A 24647-nucleotide genomic window follows, 5' to 3' on the forward strand; every position below is an offset into this window, starting at 1 on the left:
GCGCCGGCAGTCCCCCGGTCACCGCCGCCGGGTGAGGCCGTGTCCGCGACCGTCACCGTCGGCTCCCCCACTTGCGTGCACGCCCGACTACCGTCAGCCGATGATTTCCGCGCCCATTGGGCGTACACTCACGGCTGTCGGAGCCCGGGGGGCGGCCTCCGAACGGCAGTCGGTTCCATCTTGCCGGTTCGGATGCCTGGCGGTAGCCGGTACGGGCATTCGTGAAATCGCAATGCCGAAGCCGGAAGGATGCCCAGATGTGCCCAACCCAGGACAACTGCGCGGAAATGGGAACGCCCCAGCTCTGCGACCGGGGCATCGAGTTCTACCGCATCGCCCTGGAGGAGGGGGAGGCGACCGGCGAGGCGCCCGAATGCCTGCTCGCGATGGGTCTGCTGCGCCCGCTGCCCGGCTCGGGTGAGCGGCTGGTCCCCGTCCCGCCCGACATCGCCGCCACCGGGTTAGCGCGACCGATCGAACTCGCCGTCCTGGCCCAGCAGGAGCGGCTCACCGAGCTGCACACCTCCTTCACCGCCGCCGAGCACGCCTACCGGGACGTCATGCGCCGGGCCCAGTTGCCGATCCGGCTGCTGGCCGGCGAGGAGATCAACCCCGCGCTGGAGAAGGCCGTCGCCGGCTGCACCGAGGAACTGCTCACCGCCCAGCCCGGTGGCGGCCGCGCCCCCGAGCGACTGGCCGACGCGCTCCCGCGCGACCTCGCCCTGGCCGGCCGCGGCGTGCGCCAGCGCACCCTCTACCAGCACACCGTGCGCTCGCACGGCCCGACGCTGGCCTACATCGAGCAGGTCACCGCCCAGGGCGCCCAGGTGCGCACCCTGCACGAGGTCTTCGACCGGGTGATCATCTGCGACCGCTCCACCGCCTTCATCCCGGCCGGCGCCGACCGGGAGGCCGCGGCGATCCTCATCCAGCTCCCGCCGCTGGTCGAGTACCTGCTCAAGATCTTCGAGCTGATGTGGGACCGCGCCGAGCCCGTCACCTACCAGCAGGGCCACCACCGGCCCCGGCTGCTGACCGCCCGCACCCGCCAGAACGTGCTGCGGCTGATGGTCAACGGCTACACCGACGAGGCCATCGCCTCCCGCCTCGGCATGAGCACCCGCACCGTCTCCAGCCACATCCAGAAGGCCAGCGAACTCCTCGGCAGCCGCAGCCGCGGCCACCTCGGCTACATCATCGCCCGCCAGGGCGTCCTCGACGAACCCCTCGACGAGCTCTGAGGGTTCACGCGACGGACCGCCGGATCCCGGGGGCCGACGGCACGACGAAGCGGATGAGGACGACGCCGGGCAGCATGCCGGCCATGTCGGAGAACTCGCGCCGGTCCTCCAGGCGGCGACCGAGGCCGACCGGCCGGTGGCTGGAGGGCCCGCGGGGCCAGGCCCTGCCCTAGGCCGTCGGCCAGGACGCAGCCGAGGGGCCCGCCGGACCGGCGGGCCCCTCGGGGTTCCAGAACGGTTCCACGCAGGTCCGGGCGTCCCGCTCCTTATGACAACGGCATTGACGTGTGGCGGCACCGCCGGTTTCATGGCTGCACTTCCCGCCCGCGTCACCCCCTCCGACCGGCGCGGGCGTTCCCCCACACGTGCACCCCACGACCAAGGCGGTGATCCGTTGGCATCGACGGTGAAGGACACGGGCGGCGGCCCGAGAAGCGATGTGCGAGGCTCCCACGTCGCGATGCGGAAGTCGCTCGGCCTGCTGGACGGAGCGGCGATCGCCGCCTCCAGCACGGCCGCCACCAGCAGTATCGGGATCGGCCTGGGCCTGATGGCCGGGGTGGTCGGCCTGCACCTCCCGGCGATCATGCTGCTGGCCTTCCTGCCGGTGCTCGCCATCGCCGGCGGGTACGGGCGGCTGAACGCCGTCGAGCCGGACGCGGGCAGCAGCTACCGGTGGGTCGGGCGCACCCTCAGCCCCTGGCTGGGCTTCCTGACCGGGTGGGTGAACACCGTGGGGACCGTGGTCTTCATGGCGTACACCACCACCGTCACCGGCTCCTCGGTCATCCAACTGCTCGACCAGGCCCACCTGCGCAGCGTCGCCGGGCTGCGGCTGGACGCCGACTCGACCGTCCAGTGCACCCTGCTCGGCCTGGTGGTGCTGGTGGGCGCCGCGCTGGTCGCGGTGCGCGGGCTGGACCTGGCGGCACGGCTGCAGAAGGCCCTGCTGGTCTTCGAGTACGTCGTGCTGCTCGGCTTCTGCGGCTACGGGCTGTTCGCCGGCGACCAGCCGTTCTCGCTCCAGTGGTTCAACCCCTTCGACATCCCCTCCTTCGACGCGGTCGCGCAGGGCATGGTGCTGGCGGTGTTCTGCTACTGGGGCTTCGAGTCGGTGTTCAGCGTCGGCGAGGAGGTGCGCGACCCGCGGGACGCCTCCCGGGGCGGCCTGCTGGCCCTGGTGGTGATGCTGGCGCTGTTCCTGCTCGCCGGCACGGCCTTCCAACGGGTTCTGCCGATCGACGAGTTGGCCGACAACGGCGCCCACGGGCTGACCTACTTCGGTGCGAAGCTCGCCGAACAGCCGCTGGCCGCACTGCCGTTGATCGCGCTGATGTTCTCCGCCGTGGCCTCGTTGCAGTCCTCGGTGATCCCGACCGCGCGCGGGATGTACGCGATGGGGCGCGACCGGGTGCTCGGCCCGGTCTGGACCCGGCTGCACCCCCGGCACGCCACGCCCGCCGTCGGCACCCTGCTGATCACCGGCGCCGCGGTCGTCCTGGCGCTGGCCTCGATCGCCATCCCGACCGTCAACGACCTGATCTCGGCAGCGGTCAACGCGATCGGCATCGTCGTCGCGCTCTACTACGCGCTGACCGCCGTCGCCGCCGCCGTCCGGTTCCGCGGGCTGCTGCGCGGCAACCCGCTGGAGGGGCTGCGCGCGGTGGTCGGGCCGCTGCTGGGCGCGGCGGCGCTGCTGGCCGTCGGCGGCTACCTCGCCTGGACCTTCTACGACTCCACGGACCACTTCGAACTCGCCGCCGACAACGGGTGGTTCGAGCTGTCCGTGGTGATCATGATGATCGTCAGCGGACTGCCGGCGGCGGTCTGGGCCCGCTGGCGGCGCCGCTCGCCGTACTTCCTGCGGGAGGGCGCGGTGGCCGAGTAACCCCCGTACGACGCACCTCAGGCACCACCACGCGAGAACGGAGCACCACCCATGACCCAGGCCGATCTGGTCTTCACCCACGGCCCCGTCCACACCGGCGACGCGGCCCGAACCCGGGCGAGCGGCCTGGCGGTCGTCGGCGAGCGGATCGCCGCCGTCGGGCACGACGAGGTCCGGGAGCTGATCGGACCGGGGACGGAGGTCGTCGACCTCACCGGCAAGCTGCTGCTGCCCGGCTTCCAGGACGCGCACGTCCACGCGGTGTTCGGCGGCGCGGAACTGGCGTCCTGCGACCTCACCGGGACGGTCGGCGTCGCCGACTACCTGGCGCGCGTCCGGGCGTACGCCGAGGCCAACCCGGAGCAGGAGTGGATCACCGGCAGCGGCTGGTCGATGGAGAGCTTCGAGGGCGGCCTGCCGACCCGGCGGCTGCTCGACTCCGTCGTCCCCGACCGGCCGGTCTACCTGACCAACCGGGACCACCACGGCGCCTGGGCCAACACCCGGGCGCTGGAACTCGCCGGCCTCACCGCCGACACCCCGGACCCGGCCGACGGGCGGATCGAGCGGGACGCCGACGGCACCCCGAGCGGCATGCTCCAGGAGGGGGCCACCGCCCTGGTCGCCCGGCTGCTGCCGCCCTCGACCGCCGCCGACCGGCTGGCCGGGCTGCTGCGCGCCCAGCGGCTGCTGCACTCGCTCGGCATCACCGGCTGGCAGGACGCGCTGCTCGGCGAGTTCAACGGCCAGCCGGACCCGTCCGACGCCTACCTGGCCGCCGCCCGCTCCGGCGCGCTGACCGCCCGGGTGACCGGCGCGCTCTGGTGGGACCGCGACCGGGGCGCCGAGCAGATCCCCGAACTCGTCCGGCGGCGCGAGGAGCTGGGCCACGGACGGTTCCGGGCCGGCTCGGTGAAGATCATGCAGGACGGCATCGCGGAGAACTTCACCGCCGCGATGACCTCCCCGTACCTGGACGGCTGCGGCTGCGCCACCGCCAACTCCGGCCTCAGCTTCGTCGACCCGGCGGCGCTGCGCGGGTACGTCACCGAACTCGACGCGCTCGACTTCCAGGTGCACTTCCACGCGCTCGGCGACCGGGCCGTGCGCGAGGCGCTGGACGCCGTCGAGGCCGCCCGCACCGCCAACGGCCGGCGGGGCACCCGGCACCACCTCGCCCACCTCCAGGTGGTCCACCCGGACGACCTCCCGCGCTTCGCCCGGCTCGGCGCCGTCGCCAACATCCAGCCGCTCTGGGCCGCGCACGAGCCGCAGATGGACGAGCTGACCATCCCCTTCCTCGGGCCGGAACGGGCCGCCCGGCAGTACCCGTTCGGCGCCCTCCAGCGGGCCGGCGCCACCCTGGCGGCGGGCAGCGACTGGCCGGTGAGCAGCCCGGACCCGCTGGAGGGGCTGCACGTGGCGGTCAACCGGATGGAGCCGGGGGCCACCGACGGCCGGGTCTTCCTGCCCGAGCAGCGGCTCGACCTGGGCTCGGCCATCGCCGCGTACACGGCCGGCAGCGCCCACCTGAACGGGCACGACGACGCGGGGGTGCTGGCGGCCGGGCGGCTCGCCGACCTGGTGGTGCTCGACCGGGACATCCTCACCGGGCCGCCGGAGGAGATCGCGAGCGCCCGGGTGCTGCGCACCTACGTCGGCGGCGAGCTGGTGCACGCGGCGGACTGAGCCGGTCGGGGCGGAGCGGCGACGGGCCGCCGGTGGTGGGCGCACGGGGGCCCACCACCGGCGGCTTCCGCGTTCCCGGGCCCGCCGCGCCGTACCGGCCGGCGGGGGAGGATCCCGGCGCCCCTGCGGCCCACCCCGCCGCGCCGCCTCAGCCGCCTCAGCCGCCGCCGGCGGCCCGCAGCCGGGCCTCGGCGGCCTCCAGCAGCAGGTCCAGGGCGTACGGGTACCCGCTGCGGCGCATGTCGGCGGTGAGCAGGTGGGCGGTGGCCGCGATGTGGGGATGGTCGGCGGCGTCGAGCCGGGCGTAGGAGGCCTGCCAGACCTCGAGGTCGGCGTTCCGGGCGGCGCTCGGGAGGGCGAGCGTGGCGGCGTCCAGGGCGGCGAAGCCGAGGCTCTGGTCGACGAAGGCGTGGTAGATCCGGACGGCCTCCGGGTCCGGGAAGCCCGCCGTGCGCAGGACGCCGAGGATCGCCTCGACGGCGGCGATCTCGTGGGTGCGGCCGGTGGTGCGGTGGGCGGCGAGGATGGCCGCCTGCGGGTGGGCCTGGTAGCTGGCGTGGATGCGCAGGCCGATGGCGCGCAGGTCGGCGCGCCAGTCGCCGGTGGGCTGCCAGCCCTGCTGGGCGCGGCCGATCAGCTCGTCGGCGACGGCCAGCAGCAGGTCGTCGGTGCTGTGGAAGTAGCGGTAGACCGCGCTCGGGTCGGCGCCGAGCGCGGCGCCGAGCCGCCGCACCGTGAGGGCCTCGGCGCCGTGCCCGCCGATCAGCCGGATCGCGGTGTCGACGATCAGCCCGGCGGACAGCACCACGCCCTGGCGGGTGGGGCGGCGCCGACGCCGTTGCGGTTCGGGGACTACGCGGTCGGTCATGCGGCGAGGTTATGCCAGCACCGTTGACACAGGCCAGGGGGCAGCGGCGACGGGTTCAGTCGTCGATCGGGGTCGGGGCCCAGGCCCTGCCGTCGTGGGCGTAGCCGGTCGCGCCCTGGAGGCCCGCGGTGCGGAACGGGCGGCCGTGGTCGTCCACCGTCAGGGTGTCCTGCTGCCCGCCGCTGCTCCACACCAGTTCGAGGTACCAGCTGACGTCCGAGGCCCGGGTGGTGGCGTCCACCTCGATGACCTGCGGGTCGCTGTTCGAGACCCGGTACGGGAAGTCGGTCGGCGCGGTCTTCCGGGTGCCCTCCCGGCCCGCGGTGGGGACGGCGCGGGGCTGCGCCGCGTCGAGGTCCACCAGGAAGGAGGCCGGGGTGAGCTCGCCGCCGCAGCCGGCCCCCGGGGTGTAGGCGTTCCACTTGGGGGCGGGTTGGGTGCCGACCACCCGCACGTTCGCCCCGAGCAGCACGACCGGCGTGGTGTTCGTGCCCTGGGCGGTCAGCTGGAGGCGCAGGTGGCCGGCCGGGACGGCGTGCTGGGCGGCGGCCCAGCGCTCGATCCCGGCGGTGCTGTCCGGGGGCGGGCCCACCTGGGCGGGGGTGCGGGAGGAGAGGAACCACTGGCCGCAGGGGCTGCCCCAGTTGTCGGTGAGGACGGTGACGCGGAAGGGTGCGGGCGCGTGCCCCTCAGGGGGCGTCGAGGCGGCCGCGGGCGTGACGGCCGTGGCGGGGCCGGACGCGGCCGGAGTGGTCGGGGTGGGAGTGGTCGCGGCCGGGGTGCCGGGGGGTGCGGCCGCGGCGGCGGCGGCCGGCCCGGACGGGCCCGCCGCCGAGGGGCTCGGCGTCCCGCCGGCGTTGCGCAGGACGAGGACCGAGACCACGGCGGCCAGCGCGGCCACGGCGGTCGCGCTCAGCAGCATCCGGGTCCGGGCTCGGCGGCGCGGCTCGGCGGTCGGCGGCACGGGGTGCACGGTCTTCACCTCCTCGTCCTCCACCGCCGGTGCGGCGGCCGCGGACTGCGGCCCGGACACAACAGGTACGGGAGCGGGCTGCGCCCGCGGCGCAGGCTCCGGTGCGGCGGCGGTCGGAGCGCTTGCCGAGGAGGACTCCCGGCGGCGGGCCGCGTCGGCCAGGATCCACCGGCGGTGCAGCTCGACGAGTTCCTCGTCGCCCGCCCCGCAGACCCGGGCCAGCCGCTCCACCGGCGCGTACTCGGTCGGCACCGCGGCGCCGTTGCAGTAGCGGTGCAGGGTGGAGGTGCTGACGTGCAGCCGGGTGGCCAGGGCGCCGTAGCTGCGGCCCGAACGCTCCTTGAGCTCGCGCAGCATCGCCGCGAACTCCTCGGTCTCCACACTCATGTGCCGCCCTTCCCCCATCCCGGCCCGGCCCGGGATGCCGTTGATCCGCGGATCACGGTACCGGCACCCGGGGCGGAGGCCCGGCGCAGGGGGAGCACAGCGGGGCAGGTCAGGCCTGCCGGTCGGCGGTGGCGGCGGAGGCGGCCGCCTCGGCGACGGTGGCGCCGTACAGGCCGAGCTTCGGCCTGCCGGCCTTCGCGCCGGCGCCCAGCGCGAAGTTCCGGGTCTCGGCGGTGGGCATGTGGTCGCCGTCGGGCAGGACGTTCAGCTGGTCCACACCGGCCGCCCCGCCACCGCCGGGGTTGAGGTCCAGCACCGCGTACGCCGTCTGACCGGGTGCCACCGGGTAGGCCGGGGCGCCGCCCAGCCCGCTCGGCACCAGCGGCGTGACGTCCTTGCCGTGGTCGGCGGCCTTCGAGTCGCCGAGGCTGACGAGCGGGTAGTAGCTCAGGCCGCAGGCGGTGGTGCCCTGGTTGCGCACCTCGATCACCCGCTGGGTTGGCGCCTCGGCCCGGACGGTGACCTTGACGGTCAGGGTCTTGGCCTCGCAGGGGTGGGAGTAGGCGTAGGCCTCACCGCCACCGGCCCCGCCCCCGCTGCCCGGGGCGGAGGCGGCGGGGCTCTTGGGGCGGGCGGAGGTGCCGGCGGCGGGCGCCGCGGCGGAGGGGGCCCCGGCGGCCGGGGCGGGAGCGCCGGCCGCCGGCTGGGCGGCGGGTGCGGCGCCGGCACCGGTGGCGCCGCCGGCCGTGCCGCCGGGCGCGGGGGTGGCCGTGGTGGTGGCCGCGGCGGACTGGGCGGGCTTCGCCTCGCCGCCACCGTCGCCGGACTGGCAGGCGGTCAGGGTGAGGGCGGCGCCCAGGGCGAGGGCGGCCGGGACGAACAGGGCGCGGCGAGCGGACACGGCACGGCGAGCGGACATGGAGGTTCCCCCGTAACGGATGCGGATGAAGGAGCGGACCGGGCGGCGGGCCATCGGCGCCGACCGCTGGGCAGAACTCTGCTCGGCCGTCCCCCGGTCCGCCAGGCTTCCCGGCCAAGCCGGGACGCTGGAACGGTTCCACTGCCTCTGACCTGCGGTTTCGTGCCTCCCTGGAACGGTCTTCCGGAACGTTCCGGCGCCTCCCCGGCGCTTTCGCCGCCCCTGCCGCGGGCCTGTCGGCCGGCCGAGCCGCCCGGCCTCGCCGTCCAGCAAGCCGTCCGGCCTCGCCGTCCACCAAGCCGTCCGGCCGCCACCCGGGTGACACGGGTTTGGCCGTCCGTCCGCCACGGAACGACTTCCCGCCGTACTCGCAGCGGCACCAGGTCGTGCCCGAACCCGAGGAGTGGCATGGCGAGCGCAGACCCCCAGGGGTCTCCCCGGCAGGCGCGGGCGCTGACGCTCGCCCGGCACCCGAAGCTGTGGCTCTTCCCGAGCATCCTGTGCGGCCTGCTGGCCGTCGTCCTCTCGCTGCTCTATATGGGCGGCATCGTCAACCCGAGCGGCCATCTGCACCGGCTGCCGATCGCCCTGGTGAACGAGGACCAGGGCCCGCCGCCACCCGGCCAGCCGGAGCCGTTCGGCGCCCGGCTGGCCGCCGCGGTGGTGGCCGGCACCCCCGGCAGCACCGTCGACTGGCGCCGGGTGGACGCGGCCGGACTGCGCGAGCAGCTCGCCTCCGGCAGGGTCTACGGCGCGCTGGTCGTACCGAAGGGGTTCAGTGCCGACATCACCGCGCTGGCCGCCGGCGGCGCCACCGAACGGCCGACCGTGACCGTGCTGACCAACCCCGGCATGGGCAGCCTGGGCTCCTCGATGGCCGCGCAGATCGCCCAGAACGCCACCCACCAGGCCTCACTGGCGGCCGGCAAGCAGCTGCTCGCCGCCGTGCCCCCCTCCGGCGCCCCGGGGCCCGACGCCGGTGCCACCGCGCGGCTGCTGCTCGCCGACCCGATCGCCGTCACCACCCAGGTCGGGCACCCGATCGGCGGCCACAGCGGGCTCGGCCTGAGCGCCTTCTACTACACCCTGCTGGCCGTGCTGACCGGCTTCATCGGCGGCAACATCATCCACAACGGCGTCGACGGAGCGCTCGGCTACAGCGACAGCGAGATCGGCCCCTGGCACACCCGCCGCCCGACCGTGCCGATCAACCGCACCCAGACCCTGCTGCTCAAGATGATCATGACCGCCGGGATCATGCTGCTCACCACCTCGCTGGTGCTGCTCTGCTCGGCCGGCGTCCTGGACATGGACGCCCCGCACCAGGCGCTGCTCTGGATCTTCTCCTACTGCGCGAGCCTCGCCGTGGGCCTCGGGGTGCAGGCGATCAACGCCGCGTTCGGCGGGATCGGGCAGCTGGTGTCGATGTTCGTCTTCATCGCCCTGGCGCTGCCCTCCTCCGGCGCCACCATCCCGCTCCAGGCGGTGCCCGGCTTCTACCGCTTCCTGAGCGTCTTCGAACCGATGCGCCAGCTCAGCGACGGCATCCGGGCGATCCTCTTCTTCGACGCCCGAGCCGACGCCGGGCTGACCCGGGGCTGGATCATGATCGGCGTCGGCGTGGTGCTGGCCCTGCTGTTCGGCTTCGGGATGACCCGCTACTACGACCGCAAGGGCCTGCACCGCTGGACGCCCCAGCCGTCCGACTGACGCGAACCCAGGCCTTCGTCGTCCGGCCTCGGTCATCCGGCCTTGGTCATCCGGCCTTGGTCACGGTCACCTTCAGGTGCTTCATGATCGGCTGGTCGCTCTGGGTGCTGTAGTCGCCGATCGCGCACAGCACGTTCAGCTCCGGCATGTAACCGGCCGCGCAGCCGCGCGGGATGTCGTACGGGACGGCCAGGAAGCCGTGCACCGAGCGGGTGCTGCCGTCCCGGGCGGTGCTGGTGACGTCCACCCGGTCGAACTCGGCCAGGCCGCGCTCGCGCATGTCGTCCCGGTTCATGAAGACCAGGGTGCGCAGGTTCCGGATGCCCCGGTAGCGGTCGTCGTCCGAGTAGATGGTGGTGTTCCACTGGTCGTGGGAGCGCATCGTGCCCAGGGCCAGGGTGCCCGGCTCGGGGACGACGTCGGGCAGCGGGGCGGTGGAGAACTCGGCCTTGCCGGAGCGGGTCCCGAAGACCAGCTCGCGGGCCGGCTGCTTGATCCGGAACCCCAGCGGCAGCCGCACCCGGCGGTTGAAGTCCTCGAAGCCGTCCAGGACCCGGGCCATGGTGTCGCGGATGCGGTCGTAGTCCTCGATGTACCACTCCCACGGGGTGGGGCTGTCCGGCAGCGCCGCGCGGGCCATCCCGGCGACGATCGCGGGCTCGGAGAGCAGGTGCGGCGAGGCCGGGCGCTTCATGCCGACCGACAGGTGCACCATGCTCATCGAGTCCTCGACCGAGGTGGACTGCACCCCGGCCCGCTGGTGGTCCTTCTCGGTCCGGCCCAGGCACGGCAGGATCAGCGCCCGCCGCCCGTGCACCAGGTGGCTGCGGTTCAGCTTGGTGCTCACCTGGACGGTGAGCTCGCAGCACTCCAGCGCCCGGTGGGTGTACGGGGTGTCGGGCGCGGCGAGCGCGAAGTTGCCGCCCATGCCGACGAACACCGTGACGTCGCCGCGCCGCATCGCCTCGATCGTGCCGACGGTGTCCAGCCCGTGCTCACGCGGCGGCTCGATCCCGCACACCTCGGCGAGCCGGTCCAGGAAACCGGTGGAGGGCCGGTGGTCGATGCCGCAGGTGCGGTTGCCCTGGACGTTGCTGTGCCCGCGCACCGGGGAGGGGCCGGCCCCCTCGCGGCCCAGGTTGCCGCGCAGTAGCAGGAGGTTGACGATCTCGCGGACGGTGTCCACGCCGTGCTCGTGCTGGGTGACGCCCAGGCACCAGCTGAAGATCGAGCGGTCGGCCTCCCGGTAGACCCGGGCCGCCTTGAGGATGTCGGCCCGGTCCAGCCCGCTCTGGCGCTCGATCTCCTCCCAGGGCGTGGCCGCGCAGACGTCGCGGTAGGCCTCGAAGCCGGAGGTGTGGCGGTCGATGAACAGCCGGTCCAGCGCCCGCTCGTCGGTCGCGGACTGTTCCAAGACGGCCTTCGCCATGCCGCGCAGCAGCGCCATGTCGCCGCCGATCCGCGGCTGGAGGTTCAGGGTGCTGGTGCGGGTGGACCGGTTCAGCGCCATGTCGGTGAAGTCGTGCGGGATGATCGTCCGGGTCGCCGCCGCCTCGACCAGCGGGTTGACGTGCACGATCTGCGCGCCGCGCTTGTACGCCTCGGCGAGCGAGGTGAGCATCCGGGGCGCGTTGGAGGCCGCGTTGACGCCCAGGATGAACAGCGCGTCGGTGACCTCCCAGTCCTTGAGGTCGACCGTCCCCTTCCCGGTGCCGAGCGCGGCCTGCATGGCCCGGCCGCTGGCCTCGTGGCACATGTTGGAGCAGTCGGGCAGGTTGTTGGTGCCCAGCTCGCGGGCCATCAGCTGGTAGAGGAAGGTCGCCTCGTTGCCGAGCCGGCCGGAGGTGTAGAACGCGGCCCGGTTGGGGTCGTCCAGCCCGCGCAGGGTGTGGCCGACCAGCTCGAAGGCGTCCTTCCAGCTGATCGGGACGTAGTGGTCGGTGGCCGGGTCGTAGACCATCGGCTCGGTGAGCCGGCCCTGGTCCTCCAGCGCGAAGTCGCTCCACCCGGACAGCTCGGTCACCGTGTGGGCGGCGAAGAACTCCCGGCCGACCCGCTTGCGGGTCATCTCCCAGGTGACGTGCTTGATGCCGTTCTCGCAGATGTCCAGGTGCAGGCCCTTGGTGTCGTCGGGCCAGGCGCAGCCGGGGCAGTCGAAGCCGGTCTTCTCGTGGTTCATCCGCATCACCGCCCGCGGCCCGTCCACGTATGCGCCCTCGCGGACGAGGAAGCGGGTGACGCTCTTGGCGGCGCCCCAGCCGGCGGCGGGGTGGTGGTACGGCTCGGCGTGGGGCGCGCCGGCGGGGGAGGGGCCGACGTCCTCCTCCGGGCCCTGCGGCTCCTGTCGGGGAGTGGTCACGGCGTCGTCGGAGGTGGTCACGGTGGTCGCCTTCCGTCGCACGGGGTCGGACACCCGGCGTTGGGGTCGAGGCTACGCCGGGTGGCCGGGCCCCGCGCGTCGGGCGGTCGGGGCTCTCGGACGCCGTGGCCGGGGCTCCCGGACAGCGTGGGCCCGGGCTCCCGGCCGCCGAGTGATCACGCCCCCGGCAGGCTGCCGAGGACGGCGGCCACCTCGGTGCGCCGGGCGACCTCCAGCAGCGCGCGGGCCATCACCGAGCCCGGCTCCCGGGCGGCGATCACCAGTCCGATCGGCGCGCTGTGCGCCGGCTCCGCCAGCGGGACGGCCCGCATCCCGTGCGGCACGCCGAACACGTGCAGCCAGGCGTACGGCACGATGCTCGCCCAGTGGCCGGTGCGGACGTGGGCGAAGAGCGAGGCCACCGAGTCCGTCTCGACCCGGGGCGTCGGCTCCAGCCCGAGACCCGCGAACACCTCGTCCAGCACCCGGCGGCCCTGCATGCCCGGGTGCAGCAGGCACAGCGGCAGCCGGGAGGCCTCCTCCCAGGTCGCCCGGGGGTGCCGGGCCAACTCGTCGGCCGGGCCGGTCAGCAGGACGTACCGCTCCTGGTAGAGCGGGAGCGTGCGCACGTCGTCGGTGCCCGGACCGGACAGGTAGGTGATGCCCGCGTCGATCTCGAAGTTCCGTACCTGGCGCAGCAGGTCCTCGGAGCGCAGGTCGGTGGAGAGCTCCACGGCGGCCAGCGGGTGGGCGGCGCAGAACGGCCCGGTGAGCAGCGAGACGGCGCCCGAGGCGGTCGGCACCGAGCCGATCCGCAGCCGTCCGCTGAGGCCGGTGCGCAGCGCGTCCACCTCGCCCCGCAGGGCGTCCCGGTCGGCCAGGATGCGCTGCGCCCAGAGCACGATCCGCTCACCCTCGGGGGTCAGCCCCTCGTAGCTGCGGCCGCGCCGCACCAGCAGCACCTTCAGCTCGTCCTCCAGCTTGCGCAGGGCTTCGGAGAGGGCGGGCTGGGAGACGTGGCAGGCCTGGGCGGCGCGGGCGAAGTGGCGTTCGCGGGCGAGCGCGACGAGGTACTCGAGCTGGCGGAAGAGCATCTAGCCGTTTTCCTGAGCGGTGTCGACGCGGTCGGTGGCGGTGCCGGTGGTGTCGACGCGGTCGGTGCGGGTGTAGACGTTCATCGAGTCGCCGCGCAGGAAGCCGACCAGGGTCAGCCCGCTCTCCTCGGCGAGGTCCACGGCCAGCGAGGACGGCGCGGAGACCGCGGCGAGCACCGGGATGCCAGCCATCACGGCCTTCTGCACCAGCTCGAAGGAGGCCCGGCCGCTGACCATCAGCACCGTGCCGCGGGCCGGCAGCAGGCCCTCGCGCAGCGCATGGCCGACCACCTTGTCCACGGCGTTGTGCCGGCCCACGTCCTCGCGCAGGCAGAGCAGCCGCCCGTCGGCGTCGAACAGCCCGGCGGCGTGCAGGCCGCCGGTGCTGTCGAAGACCTTCTGGGCGGCGCGCAGCCGCTCGGGCAGCGCGGAGAGCAGCGCCGGGGTGACGCGCAGCCCGTCCTCGGCGACGCTCCACGGCGCGGTGGTGCGCACCGCGTCCAGGCTGGCCTTGCCGCACAGGCCGCAGGAGGAGGTGGTGTAGAAGTTGCGCTCCAGCGAGGCGTCGGGGGCGGGCACGCCGGGGGCGAGCAGGACGTCCACCACGTTGTAGGTGTTGCCGCCGTCGGCGGTGGCGCCGGCGCAGTAGCGGATGCCGGCCACCTGCCCGGCGGCGTGCACCGCGCCCTCGCTGACCAGGAAGCCGGCCGCCAGGTCGAAGTCGCTGCCGGGGGTGCGCATGGTCACCGTCAGCGGGCGCCCGCCGACCCGGATCTCCATCGGCTCCTCGGCGGCCAGGGTGTCGGGACGGTACGAGGGTGCGCCCTGGCGCAGGCGCAGCACTCTGCGCGGTACGGTCACTCGGCCCATGGTCGTCGGCTCCTCGGTGGGGTCGGTCCGGTCGGTGCGGACTCCGCCGGTGCGGACTCCGTCGGTGTGGACTCTACGGATGCATCTTCGCGGCTCCGGGGCTCCCCGTGCGTTCCGTGCTCGCCGGCGGGCAGGTGGCGGCGGCTGTGCGCGGCGGTGACCGCCAGGCAGAGCAGGCCGACGGCCGCCATGCCGGCCAGCAGCGCCGGGTAGGAGGCGTGGCCGGCGGTGCCGGCGAGCAGCAGCGGGGTGAGGAAGCCGCTGGAGGTGGTGCTCTGGTAGAGCGAGGCGGAGGTCGGCCCGGAGGAGCGCGAGGTCAGCCGCTCCACCTCGTGCAGCCCCGCGCCGAGCGTCAGCCCGTACCCGGTGCCGAGGACGAGGGCGGCCAGCACCACCAGGCCCACCGAGTCGCGGGCCGCGGCGAGCGCGCCGAGCAGCAGCCCGGCGATCACGGTGGCCATCGCGGTGAGGGTGGCCCGGGCGCTGTCCGCGTCGTCCAGCCGGGCGGCGAAGGGCTGGGCGACCACGCCGGTGGCCAGGGTCAGCGCCGCGACCACGCCGCTGAACAGCGGCGCGTGGCCGGGCACCCGGTCGGCGACCAGCGGCGGCAGCACCACGTACGCCACGGTGGCGGCGCCGAGCACGGCCGGGCTGGCGGGCAGGACGACGTAGCGGAACCGGGGGTGGCGGACGGCCGCCGTGCGGTGCGGCGGCGGGCCGTGGCGGTGGCTCCGGGTGGTCTCCGGCAGCCCTCGGGTGGCCCGCAGGACCAGCAGGCAGCCCAGCGCGTGGGCGAGCGCGGGCAGCACCGTCGGACCGGGCAGCCACTCGGCGATCACCCCGGAGGCCAGCGCCCCCGCCGCGAAGCCCGTACCGGTGGCGTACATCGCGCGGCGGGCCGCCTGCTCGGGCGGGACGGCGGGCCCGGAGAGCTCGCGCAGCCAGGTCGTCCCGGCCAGGAAGACCAGCCCGGCCGCGAAGCCGGTGGCCAGCCGGGCGGCGTACACGGACGGCTTCTCCGGCAGGGTCAGCAGGACGCTGGCGGCGGCGGACAGGCCCAGCGCGCCGCGCACCGTCCGCCGCCGGCCGTACCGGTCGGCGGCGGGGCCGCCCAGCAGCAGACCGGGGACCAGGCCGACCAGGTAGACCGAGAACATCGCCGCCAGCGAGAGCGCCGACCAGTCGGTGCGGGCCCGGTACACGGTGGCCAGCGCGGTGAACTGGTTGGCGCCCCAGGCGGCGACGGCGACGGCGGCCGCCGCCGGGAGCCAGCGGGCGGTGCGGGACGGGGGCATTCCGTGGTTCCCCTCAGACCGCCGGGGCCGTGGGGGCCGCGGGGGCCGCCGGGTTCCGGTCCGTCGGTTCCAGGCGGACCAGCACCGCCTTCGAGGTGGGCGTGTTGCTGTGGTCGGCCACGCTGTCGAGCGGGACCAGCACGTTGGTCTCCGGGTAGTACGCGGCCGCCGAGCCGCGCGTCGTCGGGTACGCGACGACCGTGAACCCCTCGGCGCGGCGCTCCACGCCGTCCTGCCAGACCCCGACCAGGTCCACCCGGTCGCGGTCGGCCAGGCCGAGGTCGGCGAGGTCCCCGGGGTTGACCAGCACCACCCGGCGGGCGTGGTGGATCCCCCGGTACCGGTCGTCCAGCGCGTACGGGACTGTGTTCCACTGGTCGTGCGAGCGCAGGGTCTGGAGCAGCAGGTGGCCCGCCGGGATCTCCGGCGCGGTGAACTCGTTGCACGTGAACACCGCCTTGCCGCTCGGGGGGGGGGGGGAAGACGCCCCGGTTGACCGGGTTGGGCAGCCGGAAGCCGCCGGGCACGGCCACCCGTGCGTTGAAGTCCTCGAAGCCGGGCACGACCCGGGCGATCCGGTCCCGGACGGTGCCGTAGTCGGCCTCGAACCGCTCCCAGGGGATGTCCGGACGGTCCCCGAGGGTCAGCCGGGCCAGCCGGGAGACGATCGCGACCTCGGAGAGCAGGTGCGGCGAGGCCGGCGGCAGCTTGCCGCGCGAGGCGTGCACCTCGCTCATCGAGTCCTCGACCGTGTAGAACTGCGGGCCGCCGGCCTGCACGTCCCGGTCGCTGCGGCCGAGCGTCGGCAGGATCAGCGCGGTGTCTCCGCACACGGTGTGCGAGCGGTTCAGCTTGGTGGAGACGTGCGCGGTCAACCGGCAGCGCCGCATGGCCTGTTCGGTGACCTCGCTGTCGGGGGTGGCCCGCACGAAGTTGCCCGCGACGCCGACGAAGACCTTGGCCCGGCCGTCGCGCATCGCGCGGATGGAGTCCACCGCGTCCAGGCCGTGTTCCGTGGGCGGGGCGAAGCCGAACTCCCGCTCCAGGGCGTCCAGGAAGGACCGCGGCATCCGCTCCCAGACACCCATCGTCCGGTCGCCCTGTACGTTGCTGTGCCCGCGCACCGGGCAGACGCCCGCGCCCGGCTTGCCGAGATTGCCGCGCAGCAGAAGGAAGTTGACGATCTCGCGGATCGTCGGCACGCCGTGCTTGTGCTGGGTCAGGCCCATCGCCCAGCAGACGATCACGCTGCGGCTCTCGAGCACGAGCCGGTGCACCTGCTCGATCTCGGCGCGGGCCAGACCGGTGGCGGCGAGGACGTCCTCCCAGTCGGTCGCCCGGGCGTGCTCGGCGAACCCGGGGAAGCCGGTGGTGTGGCGGGCGATGAAGCCGTGGTCGAGCACGGTGCCCGGCGCCGCGTCCTCGGCCTCCAGCAGCAGCCGGTTGAGGGCCTGGAACAGCGCGAGGTCGCCGCCGGCCCGGATGTGCAGGAACCGGTCGGCGATCACCGTGCCCCGGCCGATCACCCCGCGCGGCTTCTGCGGGTGCTTGAAGCGGATCAGCCCGGCCTCGGGAAGGGTGTTGACGGCGACGACCCGGCCGCCGTTGCGCTTGGTCTCCTCCAGGGCGGAGAGCATCCGGGGGTGGTTGGTGCCCGGGTTCTGGCCCACCACGAAGACCAGGTCGGCGTGGTGGATGTCGTCCAGCGAGACGCTGCCCTTGCCGGTGCCCAGCGTCTCCTGGAGCGCGTGGCCGCTGGACTCGTGGCACAGGTTGGAGCAGTCGGGCAGGTTGTTGGTGCCGTACGCGCGGGCGAACAGCTGGAGCAGGAAGGCCGCCTCGTTGTTCAGCCGCCCCGAGGTGTAGAACAGCGCCTCGTCGGGGTCGATCCGCCGGAGCTCGTCGGCGACCAGGCCGAGCGCCTCGTCCCAGCCGACCGGCTCGTAGTGGGTCGCGCCCGGGCGCTTGACCATCGGCTCGGTGAGCCGGCCCTGCTGGTTGAGCCAGTGGTCGGACTTCCCGGCGAGTTCGGCGACCGAGTGCTCGCGGAAGAATTCGGCGGTGACCCGGCGGGAGGTGGCCTCGTCGGCGATGTGCTTGGCGCCGTTCTCGCAGTATTCGTTGAGGTGTCGCTTTCCCGGCGCCGGCTCCGGCCAGGCGCAGCCGGGACAGTCGAAGCCCTTCGCCTGGTTGATGTTCAGCAGGGTCAGCGCGGTGCGGCGAGGGGAGGTCTGGGAGAGCGCGTACTCCAGGGCGTGGGTGACGGCGGGGACGCCGGTCGCCCAGGTCTTCGGGGGAGTGACGGAGAGGTCGTCGACCGGGTCGTCCATGGTGCTCATGCTCGGCTCTGCCCCTTTTCCGGGTTTCCGGGATCGTGGATTCCAGTGTCGGATCGATTGCCGGGCGGCGTCAAAGAGGTGATTCCTGTGACGTGATAGGCGGGACTTATCGCGGGTATTCCGGGTCGGTCGACAGCCTCGATAGGTATCTCCGATCGGGCGATCGGGAATTCCGCTTTGACGGGCCGGGGTGGATTTCCGAGGATGGACGGTGATGAATACCACGCCCTCGGACAGCGCACTCCCGAATGCCGCAGCCCCGGTTTCCGCGCCGCGCCCGCTGGTGGACCGCTTCGGCCGGGTCCACACCGATCTGCGGGTCTCGTTGACCGATCGCTGCAACCTGCGCTGCACGTACTGCATGCCGGCGGAGGGGCCGGGGTGGCTGGGGCGCGCCGAGGTGCTGGGGGACGAGGAAGTGGTGCGGCTGGTGCGGATCGCCGTGCAGCGGCTGGGGGTGCGGTCGGTGCGGCTGACGGGCGGGGAGCCACTGTTGCGGCGGGGGCTGGTGGGGCTGGTCGGACGGATCGCCGCGCTGGGCGTGGAGCTGTCGCTGACGACCAACGGGATCGGGCTGGCGCGTACGGCGGGGGCGCTGCGGGAGGCGGGGCTGGAGCGGGTGAACGTCAGCCTGGACACGCTGCGCCCGGAACGCTTCGGGGCGATCACCCGGCGGGACCGGCTGGCGGACGTGCTGGCGGGGCTCGCGGCGGCGAAGGCGGCGGGGCTGGGCCCGGTGAAGGTCAACGCGGTGCCGGTGCGCGGGGTCAACGACGACGAGCTGGTGGAGCTGGTCTCCTTCGCGGCCGGGCACGGCTACCGGATGCGGTTCATCGAGTCCATGCCGCTGGACGCCCAGGGGGCGTGGGACCGGTCCGCGATGGTGAGCGCCGCCGAGATCCTGGCGGTGCTGGGGGAGCGGTTCGACCTCGTCCCCGTCCCCCGCCACGGCAACGCCCCGGCGGAGGAGTGGCGGATCGCCGGCACGGACGCGGTCGTGGGTGTGATCGCCTCCGTCACCCGTCCCTTCTGCGGCGGCTGCGACCGGGTCCGGCTGACCGCCGACGGGCAGCTGCGCACCTGCCTGTTCGCGACCGCGGAGTCGGACCTGCGGGCTCTGCTGCGCGGCGGCGCGGACGATGCGGCGATCGAGGCGGCGTGGCGGGTCGCGGTGGCGGGCAAGGGGCCCGGGCACGCCATCGGCAGCGCCGGCTTCGTCCGGCCCGACCGCCCGATGTCCGCCATCGGCGGCTGAACTCCCCGGCCTGGGAAGGAGAGTCCGATGAAGAACTGGATCGCCGAGGTGAAGGCGGAACTCGGCATCGACCTGGAGGTCGACGTCACCGAGCTGCTCGACCTGACCAGGGTGGTCGCCCACGAAGTCGCCCGCCCCGCAGCGCCGTTGACCGCCTTCCTGGTCGGCTACGCCGCCGCGGGGGAGGGTGGCGGACCGGCCGCGGTCAGCGCGGCGAGCGCGCGGGTGGCGGCGCTGGTCGAGCGGCGGGACGGTGTGCGATGAGCGCGGCGACCGTGCCCGCGCTGTCCTGGGAACGGGCCAGGTCGGTGGCCCGGAAGGCCGCCCGCTCACCGCTTCCGGCCGTACGCCGCCCCCTGGCCGAGGCCCTCGGCCACGCCCTGGCCGAGCCGCTGACCGCGCTCACCGACCTGCCGGCCTTCGACACCTCGGCGATGGACGGCTGGGCGGTGGCCGGCCCCGGGCCGTGGCGGCTGCTCGCCGACCGCGTCCTGGCCGGTGCGCGGCCCGTCCCGCTGGCCCCCGGCACCGCCGTGCCGATCGCCACCGGCGCCCAGGTGCCGCCCGGCGCGAGCGCCGTCCTGCGCCGCGAGCACGGCGAGGCGGCGGACGGCGTGCTGCGCACCGGTCCGCAGGCCGCCGTCCCGCCCGGCCGGGACATCCGCCCGCGCGGGCAGGAGTGCCGCACCGGCGAGCCGCTGCTGCCGGCCGGGGCCACCGTGACGCCCGCCGTCCTCGGCCTGGCCGCCGCCGCCGGGTACGACCGGCTGGCCGTCTACCGTCGACCGACCGTCGAACTCCTGCTGCTGGGCGATGAGTTGATGACCACGGGCATGCCCGGGGACGGTCGGGTGCGGGACGCCCTGGGCCCGCTGCTGCCGCCCTGGCTGCACCGCTACGGCGCCGAGGTGACGGCCGTCCACCGGGTACCCGACGACCCCGACGCACTGGCGGCGGCACTCGCCGCCCGCACCGCCGACGTCCTGATCACCACCGGCAGCACCGCCGCCGGCCCGGCGGACCACCTGCACCGCGCCATCGCCGCCGTGGGCGCCCGGCTGCTGGTCGACTCCGTCGCCGTCCGCCCCGGCCACCCGATGCTGCTCGCTGAACTCCCGCCGACCGCCGCCGACCACGCCCGCCACGCCGCCGGTACCCGCCACCTGGTCGGCCTGCCCGGCAACCCGCTGGCCGCCGTGGCCGGCACCGTCACCCTGGCCGCCCCGCTGCTGCGCCGCCTCGGCGGCCACCTCGACGGCGCGCTGGGCCGGCCAGTCCCGGCCGCGTCCGCCCTGCCCGGCCACCCGCACTCCACCCGGCTGCTGCCCGTCCGGCTCACCACCGCCGGAGCCGTACCGCTCGCCTTCGACGGCCCGGCCATGCTGCGCGGGCTGGCCGTCGCCGACGGCCTCGCCGCCGTCCCTCCGGGCGGCCTCCCGGAGGGAGCCCCGACCGAGGTGCTGGCCGTGCCGTAGCGCGTGTCCGATGATTCGCGAGCCCGACTGGAACCGTCAGACACGCCCTGGCTGGTCCGTGTTCGGCCCCACGGACAGCACGACCGCGCTGTCCGCGCCGGCCGGGGTGTCGTAGTGCACCGTCTCCCCGGCGTGCCGCCCGAGCAGCGCCTTCCCGAGCGGGCTGTCGAAGGTCACCAGGGTGAGGTCCCGCTCCTCCGCCAACTCCGAGATCTCCACGGTCTCCTCCGTGCCGTCGCCGAACCGCACGGTCACCGTCGATCCCACCCCCACCACCCGCGCGGACGGCTCCCCGGCCACCTCGGCCTCCCGCAGCCGGGCCTCCAGCTCGGTGATCCGCCGGTCCAGCCGGGTCACGTCCGACGCCCGCTGCAACTCGTCCGCCGCATCCGCCCGGTCCCCCACCGGCTCCACCCCGCGCAGCGTCGCGGCCACCTTCCCCCGCTGCGCCCGCAGCTGCGCCAACTCCTCCCGCACCGCACGCAGGCCCTCGGCACTGATCGGTTCCGGCCCACCGCTCATCCCAAGCTCCCGGGGCTGCTCGTCACACGCTCGAACACCGGCCGCCTCCCATTACCCCACCGCCCGGAGCACCGGGCAACTCCGCCTGGCTAGCTGCTAGTCCTGTCGTCGAAGGTCAGTTCCAGAGAAGGATCGCGGCGATGGCGATAGCGACCTGGTAGGACTCGCGGGTCTTGTGGTACCTGGCGGCCAGGCCGCGCCACTGCTTGAGCTGGGTGAAGTAGCGCTCGACGACGTTGCGCAGTCGGTTGACTCCAGGTGGCCGACCGCGGGGTGACGCGGTTGTCGGCTGGATCTGTGTGTTCGGGGGTGGTGTGGGGATGCCGTCGGATCTCTTCCAGGACCGGTTCCAGGCAGGCGAAGCGGCAGGAACCGTGACAGCACCGCCCACTCGGCATCCGAAAACTCATGACGACGCACCATGACCGACATTACCTCTCAACACTTGATCAGCTTTGAAGGCGACTTCTATGCCTCACCGGTCGACGCCTTCCGCGGGCGTACCTCGGGTGCCCACGTGCCGGGTTCGTAGTCACCGTCGGCGGTGACCCAGAACGAACCCTGGATCAGTGCTGCGGGCCGCTCGTCACGCGGTTCGGGCGCCGGCATGACCTGTACGGATATGAACTCGCCTTTGTCCGGTATTCCGAGACCGAGCATCCGCGCGACCACTGGGTCGCCCTCCTGGTGGCCGAGGACTAGGATCCCCAGGTGCCGGAGGTGGTCACGTGCTCCTCCGTTGCCGCGTGCGCGCTTCAGAGGATCTTTGAGGCCGTGGCCGACGGTCTCGATGGTCACCCGGCGGATGACCTCGCGCTGGCATTCAATGAAGAGCTGATTGATCCGGGCCTGTCCGTGTTGATCCTTGACCTTGCCCTTCGCGGACATGATCCGGGCGCGTTTCTCCGCGTCCATGCGTAGCAGCTGGTTGGGCGCGAGCCTGTTCTCGCCCCCCCAGAGCCAGGACACAGCCGCAACTCCGACGGTATTGAGCCGTCGCTTTCTATCTCGGTTCTCCGTAGCCCTGAGATGCTCCTCAGAGGCCCGTACCAGCCCGGCCCGCCATGTGCCAGCCTTATCATCAGCTGTTATCACCAAGCAGATGCAGCCGACCAGCTCCGGTCCGATCTCCCATCTGCCGATGCCCTTCGCATATTTGCAGTCGACCTCGATCCCAGCGATGAGGTAGTCCGCCCTCTCGCCTTCTGTGAGTTTGAACTCCTTGTAGATGTTGATCTCGACGAGCGTTCCCAGATGAGTCTTCTCGGTCTTGTGTAGCTGTTCGTAGTCCCAGCGGCCCATCCGCTGGCCGTCGAGCAGCTGGTCGATCGTTTCGCGGATCACGCGGCCCATGGCCCGGCCTGTAGGGTCCAGGACGTAGAGGGAGGCCTTGACCGCCTGGATCTCCGCGTCCGCAGTGGGGTTATCGAGCTCGAACATCGGCAGCATCACATGCGGCAGCCTATCCACCGAGGATCCCCGGCAGACCGACTGCGCCTGAACAGCGAGGGTGCGCGAGGAGGTAGCGGAGGCCTGGAGGGGGGAGCACTAGGCTGGTAGCGCCTGAAAGTGGAGCAGCTGAGGACTGTGGCGGTGCCCGACGCCTGGTCCTCCCGAGCAGCAGGAGCCGATACCTTGGCCAGTGGCACACCGGATGAGTCGCCGCAGCAGTGGGCTCCGCCGCCCGGGTCCTGGGCGTCGTCGGCCGCCAATCGCCGGAGCATGGTGGGCAACCGCAGCCGGGACACCCAGCCGGAACTCGCGCTGCGTCGGCTGGTCCACGCTGAGGGGTTGCGCTACCGGGTGGCGGCGAAGCCGCTCCAGGGCATGAGGCGCAGCGCGGACCTGCTGTTCCGTCCTGCGAGGGTCGCTGTTTTTGTCGATGGCTGCTTCTGGCACGGGTGTCCGGAGCACTTCGTCCCTCCCAAGACGAACCCGGACTACTGGCGGGAGAAGATCGGCCGTAACGTCCAGCGGGACCGGGACACCGATGCCAGGCTTGCGGCCGAGGGCTGGCTCGTCCTGCGGTTCTGGGAGCATGAAGCGGCTGAGGCCTGTGCACCGACGGTGGTCGAGAGCGTCCGGCAGCGGCGCACAGGCGGTACCGTCAGCTGACCTTCCCCCGGTGCTGGGCGAAGTAGTCGTGGCGGGCATGGTCCTGCTGGCCGATGAAGGCCTTGAACTCGCCGAGTTCGTACGCCAGCTCGCCGTTGTTGCGGATGGTCTTCTCCACATGGAAATCGCGCTCGATGTGGGCGATGCGTCGCTCGATCTCCGGCACGGGGAGCTTCTTGCCGCCGGACTTCGCAATGAGGTCGGCCATCTTCTGAGCGGTGAGGGGTGTCTTGCCCGGGTGGTGGCGGAGCAGCAGGTACACCGGGTCGAGATCTGGGCGCGTCGACTCGACTGAGTCAGCGCGCTTCACCTCCTTGCGCAGGGCGCTCGCGATTGCCTCGCCGAGGGCCTTGGCGACGGGCGGCGGAAAGGCGTTGCCGATCTGGCGGTAGACGGTGGTCTTACGGCCCTGGAACTCCCAGTGATAATCCTTGCCGAACCAGCCCTGGATACGGGCGACCATGGCGGTGGTCAGCTTCGGAAGGTGGTCGCCATCCATGCTGGCGTCCGGGGCGGCGTTGGCGACGCCCATCGCGTCGACTCCCAGCTGCCGCCAGGCGGCCTTGGCCCGGGTCGGGCCGAGGTCGGCGCCGCCGTGCTTCTTGGAGCCACCGACGATGGTGGGCGCGATCGCGGAGGCCTTCTCGACCCACGCAGCCACGTGTTCAGGTGCCCAGCCGTTGGCTCCCATGAGGTCTTTGAGTAGCTCGCCCACGGTGGGGGCGGAATCCTCGGAGGGCTCAGGCCAGTGGAAGTACGCGGCGTACTCCTTCTGCAGAGCAACCAGAACGAACCGCGGCCGCAGCTGGGAAACGCCGAACTGGTGGGCCTCGAGCAAGCGCCACTCGCCGACGTACCCGGCGCTGTGGAGGAGCTCGAGGATGTGCTGGCGGTAGGCGGAGAACCGGTTGCCGCTCAGCCCCTTGACGTTCTCCAGGAGCAGCGCCTTCGGCTGGATGTCCTTGCACAGGTGCACAGCCCACGCGAACAGGTCCCGCTCGTCGGTCGCCCCGAGCTGGTTGCCGGCGATGCTGAAGGGCGGACAGGGGACGCCTCCTGCGAGGAGGTCGACACCCTTGTACGCGTACGGGTCCCACAGCGTCTTGTCGGCGACATCGCCGACCTTGACGATGGATGCCGCCTCCTGCTCGGCATCCTCAGGGCTGGTGCCCTCGGCCACGAGGAGCCGGGCGAGGTTGTGCCGGAGGGTCGTCGCGGCGTTCTGGTCGAGCTCGAGGGCGAGCTTGTGCGTGAACCCGGCGTTGTGCAGGCCAAGGGACTGACCGCCCGCGCCGGCGCAGATCTCCACCACCTCAAGGCGCTCAGGTGCCATGAGACCTCCTCTCGGTGGCGCCGCACCTGGGCGGACGCCGACGTGTTCCTCTGCCGTTCGCAGCCGACTACCCGCTGCCACTGCCGACGACAGGTGCCAGAAGCTGTCCATTGTGCTTGATGGCCGCTCTGCAACGAATGTCACCAGCAGAACCAGAAGCGTAGGCGACACCACTGACACAGCCCAAAACGCCGTACTCGGTGGCGCTGGAGCATGGCGGGGCAGCCGGGGCACCGTACCGGCTGGGTGTCGGCGCCTGCGGGGCCCACCGGCGTGCCCCGAGCTCGGGCGGTGCGGGTCGGAACTATCGCGGCG

19 protein-coding genes and 1 pseudogene are annotated in these 24647 nt (G+C 73.4%); 8 read left to right on the forward strand and 12 right to left on the reverse strand.

All coding sequences use genetic code 11. The annotated features are described in order from the left end of the window. Positions 1–257 precede the first annotated feature (257 nt). From ACZ7RU_RS21345 to ACZ7RU_RS21355, 3 genes are all read left to right on the forward strand, one after another. Positions 258–1241 carry a helix-turn-helix transcriptional regulator gene (locus ACZ7RU_RS21345; RefSeq protein ID WP_470342503.1) on the forward strand — a complete coding sequence of 328 codons (984 nt, stop codon included), beginning with the start codon at positions 258–260 and terminating at the stop codon, positions 1239–1241. A gap of 460 nt (positions 1242–1701) precedes the next feature. Next, positions 1702–3129, forward strand: a complete 1428-nt coding sequence (locus ACZ7RU_RS21350; RefSeq protein WP_470342709.1) for an APC family permease — start codon at positions 1702–1704, stop codon at positions 3127–3129. 51 nt (positions 3130–3180) lie between these two features. After that, positions 3181–4818 carry an amidohydrolase gene (locus tag ACZ7RU_RS21355; protein WP_470342504.1) on the forward strand — a complete coding sequence of 546 codons (1638 nt, stop codon included), beginning with the start codon at positions 3181–3183 and terminating at the stop codon, positions 4816–4818. A 157-nt stretch (positions 4819–4975) separates the two neighbouring features. Here the strand turns inward: ACZ7RU_RS21355 and ACZ7RU_RS21360 are convergent, their stop codons facing one another. The 3 genes from ACZ7RU_RS21360 to ACZ7RU_RS21370 form a co-directional block, all read right to left on the reverse strand. Beyond that, positions 4976–5686, reverse strand: coding sequence for a TetR/AcrR family transcriptional regulator (locus ACZ7RU_RS21360; RefSeq protein WP_470342505.1), 711 nt, complete (start codon positions 5684–5686; stop codon positions 4976–4978). A gap of 55 nt (positions 5687–5741) precedes the next feature. After that, entirely contained in the window at positions 5742–7046 is a 1305-nt protein-coding gene (locus ACZ7RU_RS21365) for a helix-turn-helix domain-containing protein (protein WP_470342506.1), read from the reverse strand. Between the two features lie 109 nt (positions 7047–7155). Next, a complete protein-coding gene (locus tag ACZ7RU_RS21370) occupies positions 7156–7965 on the reverse strand; it encodes a DUF4232 domain-containing protein (RefSeq protein ID WP_470342507.1) in 810 nt (269 codons plus the stop codon). A 408-nt stretch (positions 7966–8373) separates the two neighbouring features. Between ACZ7RU_RS21370 and ACZ7RU_RS21375 the strand changes: the two genes are divergently transcribed. Further along, positions 8374–9675: a YhgE/Pip domain-containing protein gene (locus ACZ7RU_RS21375; protein WP_470342508.1), complete on the forward strand. Its 1302-nt coding sequence runs from the start codon at positions 8374–8376 to the stop codon at positions 9673–9675. Positions 9676–9721: 46 nt separating this feature from the next. Here the strand turns inward: ACZ7RU_RS21375 and ACZ7RU_RS21380 are convergent, their stop codons facing one another. From ACZ7RU_RS21380 to ACZ7RU_RS21400, 5 genes and pseudogenes are all read right to left on the reverse strand, one after another. Further along, a complete protein-coding gene (locus ACZ7RU_RS21380; RefSeq protein ID WP_470342509.1) occupies positions 9722–12055 on the reverse strand; it encodes an FdhF/YdeP family oxidoreductase in 2334 nt (777 codons plus the stop codon). A 155-nt stretch (positions 12056–12210) separates the two neighbouring features. After that, on the reverse strand, positions 12211–13128 hold the full coding sequence (locus ACZ7RU_RS21385; protein ID WP_470342510.1) for a LysR family transcriptional regulator: 918 nt from the start codon (positions 13126–13128) through the stop codon (positions 12211–12213). Continuing rightward, positions 13129–13998 carry a formate dehydrogenase accessory sulfurtransferase FdhD gene (fdhD, locus tag ACZ7RU_RS21390; protein WP_470342511.1) on the reverse strand — a complete coding sequence of 290 codons (870 nt, stop codon included), beginning with the start codon at positions 13996–13998 and terminating at the stop codon, positions 13129–13131. Further along, entirely contained in the window at positions 13986–15293 is a 1308-nt protein-coding gene (locus ACZ7RU_RS21395; RefSeq protein WP_470342512.1) for an MFS transporter, read from the reverse strand. The genes fdhD and ACZ7RU_RS21395 overlap by 13 nt, the downstream gene beginning before the upstream one ends. A 13-nt stretch (positions 15294–15306) precedes the next feature. Next, a pseudogene (locus ACZ7RU_RS21400) lies at positions 15307–17632 on the reverse strand (FdhF/YdeP family oxidoreductase). A gap of 214 nt (positions 17633–17846) precedes the next feature. Here ACZ7RU_RS21400 and moaA point away from each other — a divergent pair. Genes moaA through ACZ7RU_RS21415 form a run of 3 tightly spaced genes read left to right on the forward strand, consistent with a single transcriptional unit; the run spans position 17847 to position 20362 of the window. Further along, positions 17847–18887: a GTP 3',8-cyclase MoaA gene (gene moaA, locus ACZ7RU_RS21405; protein WP_470342513.1), complete on the forward strand. Its 1041-nt coding sequence runs from the start codon at positions 17847–17849 to the stop codon at positions 18885–18887. A gap of 27 nt (positions 18888–18914) precedes the next feature. After that, a complete protein-coding gene (locus ACZ7RU_RS21410; protein WP_470342514.1) occupies positions 18915–19151 on the forward strand; it encodes a DUF6457 domain-containing protein in 237 nt (78 codons plus the stop codon). Further along, a complete protein-coding gene (locus ACZ7RU_RS21415; RefSeq protein WP_470342515.1) occupies positions 19148–20362 on the forward strand; it encodes a molybdopterin molybdotransferase MoeA in 1215 nt (404 codons plus the stop codon). The genes ACZ7RU_RS21410 and ACZ7RU_RS21415 overlap by 4 nt, the downstream gene beginning before the upstream one ends. A gap of 36 nt (positions 20363–20398) precedes the next feature. Here the strand turns inward: ACZ7RU_RS21415 and ACZ7RU_RS21420 are convergent, their stop codons facing one another. From ACZ7RU_RS21420 to ACZ7RU_RS21430, 3 genes are all read right to left on the reverse strand, one after another. Next, positions 20399–20884: a GreA/GreB family elongation factor gene (locus ACZ7RU_RS21420; protein ID WP_470342516.1), complete on the reverse strand. Its 486-nt coding sequence runs from the start codon at positions 20882–20884 to the stop codon at positions 20399–20401. A gap of 115 nt (positions 20885–20999) precedes the next feature. Further along, on the reverse strand, positions 21000–21275 hold the full coding sequence (locus ACZ7RU_RS21425) for a transposase (RefSeq protein ID WP_470342517.1): 276 nt from the start codon (positions 21273–21275) through the stop codon (positions 21000–21002). Positions 21276–21352: 77 nt separating this feature from the next. Further along, on the reverse strand, positions 21353–22324 hold the full coding sequence (locus ACZ7RU_RS21430) for a NaeI family type II restriction endonuclease (RefSeq protein WP_470342518.1): 972 nt from the start codon (positions 22322–22324) through the stop codon (positions 21353–21355). Between the two features lie 195 nt (positions 22325–22519). On the opposite strand from ACZ7RU_RS21430, the gene ACZ7RU_RS21435 reads away from it, so the two are divergent. Further along, positions 22520–22999: a very short patch repair endonuclease gene (locus ACZ7RU_RS21435; protein WP_470342519.1), complete on the forward strand. Its 480-nt coding sequence runs from the start codon at positions 22520–22522 to the stop codon at positions 22997–22999. Here ACZ7RU_RS21435 and ACZ7RU_RS21440 read toward each other — a convergent pair. Then, on the reverse strand, positions 22992–24332 hold the full coding sequence (locus ACZ7RU_RS21440; RefSeq protein ID WP_470342520.1) for a DNA cytosine methyltransferase: 1341 nt from the start codon (positions 24330–24332) through the stop codon (positions 22992–22994). The two genes, ACZ7RU_RS21435 and ACZ7RU_RS21440, sit on opposite strands and share 8 nt — an antisense overlap. Positions 24333–24647: the final 315 nt, after the last annotated feature.

The organism is Kitasatospora sp. NPDC114501 (genome assembly GCF_055633695.1).

Excerpts from the sequence above, each read along its gene's own strand:
- moaA (WP_470342513.1), top strand. The coding sequence starts at position 17,847 with ATGAATACCACGCCCTCGGACAGCGCACTCCCGAATGCCGCAGCCCCG.
- ACZ7RU_RS21375 (WP_470342508.1), top strand. The coding sequence starts at position 8,374 with ATGGCGAGCGCAGACCCCCAGGGGTCTCCCCGGCAGGCGCGGGCGCTG.
- ACZ7RU_RS21420 (WP_470342516.1), bottom strand. The coding sequence starts at position 20,884 with ATGAGCGGTGGGCCGGAACCGATCAGTGCCGAGGGCCTGCGTGCGGTG.
- ACZ7RU_RS21395 (WP_470342512.1), bottom strand. The coding sequence starts at position 15,293 with ATGCCCCCGTCCCGCACCGCCCGCTGGCTCCCGGCGGCGGCCGCCGTC.
- ACZ7RU_RS21365 (WP_470342506.1), bottom strand. The coding sequence starts at position 7,046 with ATGAGTGTGGAGACCGAGGAGTTCGCGGCGATGCTGCGCGAGCTCAAG.
- ACZ7RU_RS21415 (WP_470342515.1), top strand. The coding sequence starts at position 19,148 with ATGAGCGCGGCGACCGTGCCCGCGCTGTCCTGGGAACGGGCCAGGTCG.
- ACZ7RU_RS21355 (WP_470342504.1), top strand. The coding sequence starts at position 3,181 with ATGACCCAGGCCGATCTGGTCTTCACCCACGGCCCCGTCCACACCGGC.
- ACZ7RU_RS21370 (WP_470342507.1), bottom strand. The coding sequence starts at position 7,965 with ATGTCCGCTCGCCGTGCCGTGTCCGCTCGCCGCGCCCTGTTCGTCCCG.
- fdhD (WP_470342511.1), bottom strand. The coding sequence starts at position 13,998 with ATGGGCCGAGTGACCGTACCGCGCAGAGTGCTGCGCCTGCGCCAGGGC.
- ACZ7RU_RS21345 (WP_470342503.1), top strand. The coding sequence starts at position 258 with ATGTGCCCAACCCAGGACAACTGCGCGGAAATGGGAACGCCCCAGCTC.
- ACZ7RU_RS21440 (WP_470342520.1), bottom strand. The coding sequence starts at position 24,332 with ATGGCACCTGAGCGCCTTGAGGTGGTGGAGATCTGCGCCGGCGCGGGC.
- ACZ7RU_RS21410 (WP_470342514.1), top strand. The coding sequence starts at position 18,915 with ATGAAGAACTGGATCGCCGAGGTGAAGGCGGAACTCGGCATCGACCTG.
- ACZ7RU_RS21350 (WP_470342709.1), top strand. The coding sequence starts at position 1,702 with ATGCGGAAGTCGCTCGGCCTGCTGGACGGAGCGGCGATCGCCGCCTCC.
- ACZ7RU_RS21360 (WP_470342505.1), bottom strand. The coding sequence starts at position 5,686 with ATGACCGACCGCGTAGTCCCCGAACCGCAACGGCGTCGGCGCCGCCCC.
- ACZ7RU_RS21430 (WP_470342518.1), bottom strand. The coding sequence starts at position 22,324 with ATGTTCGAGCTCGATAACCCCACTGCGGACGCGGAGATCCAGGCGGTC.
- ACZ7RU_RS21385 (WP_470342510.1), bottom strand. The coding sequence starts at position 13,128 with ATGCTCTTCCGCCAGCTCGAGTACCTCGTCGCGCTCGCCCGCGAACGC.